Raw genomic sequence first — 5,960 nt, forward strand, 5'->3', positions numbered from 1 at the left:
GTCTGGCCTGATGAAGAAGAAGCAACCAGAACGTATTTTCCCAGCCCGTGGTCAGGCCTGATGGAAGCAAAGGTCGATGCGTGTAACGTGGGTATTATGGGAACATCCTTGAGCGGACTGGATGCGGCAATGGCAGTGGCTATTCAGCATGGTTCGTTCATTGAAGATGATAAACAACACGTCGTTTTTCACCGCGATAACGCAAGTGAAAAGCTAAATATTACGTTGATGTCGCGCACGGGTATTTTACCCGAAGCCGATTTCTATTGCCCTATTCCCTGCGAGCCCTTACACATCGTCACCGATCAGGCATTAAATGCTGAGATTCAAAAAGGTGAAGAGGGCCTTTTGGATCGGGTATTTAGATTGATAGTAGAGGAAATCAAGTTTGCTGATCCAGACTGGAGCCAACGCATAGCCTTAGAGAGCCTGAATGTCGATTCCTTTGCTCAAGCCTGGTTTGCCGAGCGCAAACAACGCGACCCATTTGACTGGGCAGAAAAAAATCTCCAGGAAGTCGAACGCAATAAACGAGAAAAACATACTGTTCCCTGGCGTTATGTCATTCTGCGCCTGCATGAAGCCGTACAGGAAATTGTTCCTCATCTGAATGAACACGACCATAAACGGTTCAGTAAAGGCCTTGCCAGGGTTTTCATCGATAATTATGCGGCAATCCCTTCAGAGTCTATTCGTCGACTACTGGCCTTACGTGAAGCGGGGATCATTCATATTCTCGCCCTCGGTGAAGACTACGAAATGGAAATTAATGAGTCGCGCACCGTCCTGAAAACGGAAGACAACAGCTACTCGTTTGACGTTTTTATTGATGCCCGCGGACAGCGTCCGCTTAAAGTGAAAGATATTCCTTTCCCTGGGCTACGCGAGCAATTACAGAAAACAGGGGATGAAATCCCTGATGTTGGCGAAGATTATACGTTACAGCAACCCGAAGATATTCGTGGACGCGTAGCGTTCGGCGCGTTGCCCTGGCTGATGCACGACCAGCCTTTCGTTCAGGGACTTACGGCATGTGCAGAAATTGGTGAGGCGATGGCTCGGGCGGTCGTAAAGCCTGCATCCCGTGCTCGTCGGCGTCTTTCGTTTGATTAAAGGTAAAGCTATCAGCACTCAACAAACTGATGCTGTTCATTAAGACGATAGCGGACTCCGGTTCGAATATTGTTTTCACCTTCAATGGCGACGGCGAAGCGAACTCTTTCGCCGTCATGATATGCCAGTGCGGCGCTTCCCCCTAGCCCGAGAATAATTGAGTCGACCACGCCCGTGCTCACTACCGTTGAATTTTCACCGCTGGCAATGATGTGTACATTGTCGCCGCTGTTGGCAATTCTGGCGTTTGCGCCAAAGCTGGCGATTTGCACCAGGTCACCATTACTGGCGACATGACACCGTTCACCCAATGTACAAACGCGTACTCGCATTCCGGTATTCGCAATCCGACTACTATCTCCAGCGCTGCTTATCCGCGAAGAATTACCGGTTACAGCAACCCGTGCGCGTTCACCGGAGCTGCCAATGTGACTGTTAAAGCCGACACTTCCAATCCGCACGCTATAACCCATACTGGCAATTTGCGCGGCATACCCAGCGGTTGCGATTCGGGCGTTATCCTCACAACAGCCGATGCGAGCATGATCGTCGCTGCGGGCAAACTGACTGCAAAATGGTATCTCTCCGGGGTCTGTGGCCAGTTTTTGCATAGAGGAAACTTCCTGATGCGCGAAGTTTTCATCCGCCAGCCATTTTTTCCACGCATACTCAACCAGACTCTCCGCCCAGTCCGTATATCCTTCCTCAATCAGTGCATGACGAATATCGGCATAACTACCGCCGCGTGGGAAATGGCGCAGGAACCAGCGATACATCACCGCTCCGATACGCCATTCTCGCAGGTCTGCTCGTGTAATGATCATTCGTTAGTGCCGGTGATAGCCATCGACCATGCTTTTAAAGGTTTCGTGTGGCGTACGCCCCGTGGTGCAAAGATAAAGATGACCGAAGATAAAAAAGAGGCTTATAAATGCCAGAGCAAAATGCGCCTGCAATAACCAGTATCTTACGCCAGGAAACACATCTCCCACGGCTTGCGGATAGAGACACAACAGCCCCGTCAATAGTAACAACGGCAGCAATCCATACATGACACCAACATAGGCGACCTGCTGTAAGGGATTAAATTTAGACTGTGTTGTTGCCGGGAAAGGATGTTCTTCCCCCTGCATAATGCCAAACAAATAAAATCGCGTTTGTTTTGCCGCTCGTTCCAGCCACCCCTGACGACGAATGCGATAGTGGTGACCATTATCCCCAACGGCATTGATCAGCACAAAGCCGAGCCAGCATGCCAGTAACAAAAATCAGCAAACTTCATGCACCGCAACCAGACTTTTAACCGCAGTTGCGCCCACCATCGCAAAGTGATTTATCAGCCCACTTGCCAGCAACAATACAAAGAGTAACGCATTCGACCAGTGCCATAATCTGACCGCTTTGCTGTAAAGATAAACCTTCTCACCATGATCGGTGGCTGATTTCTTCACGCCACGAGCACGAAGCAAGGCGTGCAGCCCCAGCACCAACCACATCCCAACCAGCAATACTCCGGCAATGATCAACCACACCGGCCAAAATTCGGGAGTGAACTGTGGCACATAGTTCGCTAACTGGCTCTGAAACTGTTCAGCATGTTGCGACGGGTTCATACATTTTCCTTTTTAATCAAATGTTGACCGAACCGGCGATACAGATGCGGTTTTCCGGCACCAGGTAGCTGATATTGATAGTATTTATTATCCTGCAACCACGCCTGAATTTCTGGGCTATCTTCGCGACCAAAGATCAATGCGTGTTCCGGACAGGCGCTGACGCAAATGGGCGGAAAGCCTTTTGCCAGTCGGGACTCAGCGCAGAAATCACATTTATCTGCCACTTTAGTGACAGGGTTAAGGTAGCGAACCTGGTACGGACAAGCGCCAATGCAATAACTGCAGCCGATGCACTGCGATTTTTCTACCCGCACGATCCCCTGCTCATCACGCCACGATGCCCCCGTCGGGCATACGTCGATGCACGGAGCATCTTCGCAGTGCTGACATGACTGGCGAAAAAAGTGATACTGCGTTTCGTTGTCGTTATCGGTGACTGGAATGTGTGCTATCGATAAACGGCTTCCCTGAGCGGGGACGTGGTTAGTTTTACGGCATGCGCGGGCGCAAATATTACAGCCATTGCACCGTGACTCGTCATGAATCATGGCATACCGAACTTCCTTTTCTTGCCTCGTGTTCGCTAACAGAGAAGACGCAGAACCAGTAAAAAAGATTACTGTTCCCATCCCCAGAACAAATTTGCGTCGAGTGAAGGACATCTGATTATCCCCTAATGCAGTGGCTGCAACTGTCCACCCTATCCATGACATCTCCCTGAAATTTCAGGGGTTCTGAAACTGCTCTACCTCGAACCATTCGCATAAGCCATAAGCCTTGCCATAGGTCATAAATCGCTCGCTAAACAAGTACAACACCGCCGTCGATGACTCCACCTGCCGTATATCGGCATATTCAGGTGCAACATCCATCGCGGCGGTCGCGGCTTCAATCTGCGCTTCCTAGAAGTAATATGGCGCTTGCATCAGCATGGCGACTTTGTAAGGACGAGGATACGTCTGGCACTCAAAACGAACGGCGTGTGCAATGGCGCGACAAATGTCCTGCTCCACAACTTGCAAAGACATCGCCGCGTAGTTTTCACTCATGGCCTGCGTTGAGTAATAGTAATCATCCTGACTTCCCGTCATACAAGCGATATCCGCGTAGTCTCCGTTCTGCTTAATGCTTTCCAGCAAAACTGACAGTTCCTCTTCTGCAACCGAATAGGGTGGCGAGAGAAACACGGTGCGCGCCACCAGCTGCCCAGCCGCAGAATGCTGGCGAATGAACTCAGCCAGGATTTCAGCAGGTTCTGGTTCGGTTACCGTATCAACGGGGTGACGCATCCCCTGCAACCATTGCCGCTTCGCCTCGTCAACTTCGCTGACTTTCGCTAACGGCAATTCATCCTGATGGTTCATCTTACCCATTCCTTACGCAGGCAGTAGATTGTGTGCTGCCAGATCGGCGGCAATATCTTCCAGCCCCAGACGCTGCAATGTTTCGCGGGTTGGACAACCAAGCTGTGGGTCCCAGCCCATTTCTTTGTAGAACATCGTGAGCGAAGCATGCATATCGTCACGATCCATTTTGTCAGTACCTTCAGTAAAGACCGGGATCTGCGGATCCTTGTCGAAAACCCAGGAACAGATAAGATCGTGTTCATTACGCATATCTTTGGTTTGCATCGGTTTTACCGTGTAGGCACGATGCAACGTAAAGATACGCTCTGCAGCTAAATCTAATTTTTCCTGAGTCATCTCTTCGCCGGTGATCGCTTTGAAGAATTTGGCTTCAAGCGCCAGATCGCCCCGGTAATTACGGCTTTTCAGCGGCGAAACGGTCATTGGCCAGACCCAGTTGCACAGGGTGACGGCGTTATGCAAACAGACCCGCAACAGCGACCACTTTGCATATTTAATTTTTGCGTCATTGATTGGCGTGTAGTTTTTGGTTTCATCGTAAGCATCTTCAGAACCAAAAAGTTCTTTCGCCACTTCACGTTGCAGTTTCAATGGCAAGCCGGAACCAATAAAGTTGATATGGGTATGCGTCATGCAGTCACGGTTGAACATACAGTTAACAATGAAACCGACCTGCGCTGACGCTTCATTGGCATGGTGAACCGGATAGCCAAACGGCGACCAGAGTTTATTTTTCGCGTAGCCCCAGTACTCTTTACCCAAATTCCAGCGTTCTGCGATGGCATATGAACCATAAGCCAGGTGACTCAGCTCACCCACACGATGCGCCAGACGGTAGTAAAAATCTTTAATGAAGTTAACGTCACCCGCTTCCAGTTGATCCCAGCGAATTTCTGCATACTCTTCAGCTGGCAGAACACGCTTGAACACACCTTTGCTGTAACAATAAGTAAAGTCGCGATGCAACTGCCCGTAGTTACACCATAGGCCGTAGTCATCGAACAAATTCAGACCAACCAGGTTACCAATCACACGACCATCGTCTTTATCTTCAAAATCTTTCGGCCCGTTCGGGAAGATGGTGGTATGGACAAAGTTTGCTACACAAGTGTTACCACCTGTGCTGGGCACGCCAAACTCTTTCACCCGAGGAATATTCATTTGGGTCATACAACGGATCGGGCAAGAGTGGCAGCCGCTCATTTTTACTGTGTATTTCTCTGCCGCCGGTCCTAAGTCAAAAACGGATTTATAGGTACGAAAGCCGACCGTATTTTGATTGCCTGGCGGAATTTCACCCGTTTCAATCGGACCACCTTCAGCCGCGCCCCAAAACAGCCCTTTACGTGCTGTCCAGCGTGACTTGGGATCTGAATACTCTGCCCACGATTGTGGCGTACTTGGCACGACATGGTTGTTATTCGCACCAATAAGTTCAGTCATCATGTAATCATTGAGACGCTTCATCTCCTGACGATCGGCAATGTTGACCCCTTTCGTCCCTTCAACCGCAATCGCTTTCAGGTTTTTCGAACCCATTATTGCGCCAGTTCCCGCACCGCCGCTGTGGTTACGGCTATTCAACATGCCAGAGAGAGGAATAAGGTTTTCCCCAGCCTGACCAATAGCCGCCACACAGGTTTCCCGACTGGTCAATCGACAAATTTCTTCCGTCGTTGCGCGCGTCCCTTTTCCCCATAAGAAATCGGCTTTTTCCAGGCTAACTTTGTCATCTTTAATCTTCAGCCATACCGGTGATTTCGCCTTCCCTTCGATAATAATGACGTCGTATCCAGCGAATTTCATTTGCGCTGCAAAAAAGCCACCCATATGGGCATCGCGACTAAATTTCCTTTGGTAAAAG

General features: G+C 49.8%; 3 protein-coding genes and 3 pseudogenes. 1 reads left to right on the forward strand and 5 read right to left on the reverse strand.

Annotated elements, in window-relative coordinates; all coding sequences use genetic code 11:
* On the forward strand, positions 1-1,113 hold a 1,113-nt coding region (locus ACUU1I_RS19150; RefSeq protein ID WP_449144883.1), incomplete at its 5' end, for an FAD-NAD(P)-binding protein.
* Between the two features lie 11 nt (positions 1,114-1,124).
* Here the strand turns inward: ACUU1I_RS19150 and ydhT are convergent.
* From ydhT to ACUU1I_RS19175, 5 genes and pseudogenes are all read right to left on the reverse strand, one after another.
* A complete protein-coding gene (gene ydhT, locus ACUU1I_RS19155; RefSeq protein WP_000587595.1) occupies positions 1,125-1,937 on the reverse strand; it encodes a protein YdhT in 813 nt (270 codons plus the stop codon).
* Between the two features lie 3 nt (positions 1,938-1,940).
* Positions 1,941-2,726 (reverse strand): annotated as a pseudogene (phsC, locus tag ACUU1I_RS19160) (thiosulfate reductase cytochrome B subunit).
* Positions 2,723-3,391 (reverse strand): 4Fe-4S dicluster domain-containing protein, encoded by a 669-nt coding sequence (locus ACUU1I_RS19165; RefSeq protein ID WP_001349911.1) that lies wholly within the window; start codon positions 3,389-3,391, stop codon positions 2,723-2,725. The pseudogene phsC and the gene ACUU1I_RS19165 overlap by 4 nt, the downstream one beginning before the upstream one ends.
* Positions 3,392-3,454: 63 nt before the next feature.
* Positions 3,455-4,093, reverse strand: a pseudogene (locus tag ACUU1I_RS19170) (YdhW family putative oxidoreductase system protein).
* 12 nt (positions 4,094-4,105) lie between these two features.
* A pseudogene (locus ACUU1I_RS19175) lies at positions 4,106-5,960 on the reverse strand (aldehyde ferredoxin oxidoreductase); the annotation flags it as partial.

This window comes from Shigella sp. SIG3, from assembly GCF_053555855.1.

Bases quoted from the DNA above. Each gene is read 5' to 3' on its own strand.
- ydhT (WP_000587595.1), bottom strand. From the start codon at position 1,937: ATGATCATTACACGAGCAGACCTGCGAGAATGGCGTATCGGAGCGGTG.
- ACUU1I_RS19165 (WP_001349911.1), bottom strand. From the start codon at position 3,391: ATGTCCTTCACTCGACGCAAATTTGTTCTGGGGATGGGAACAGTAATC.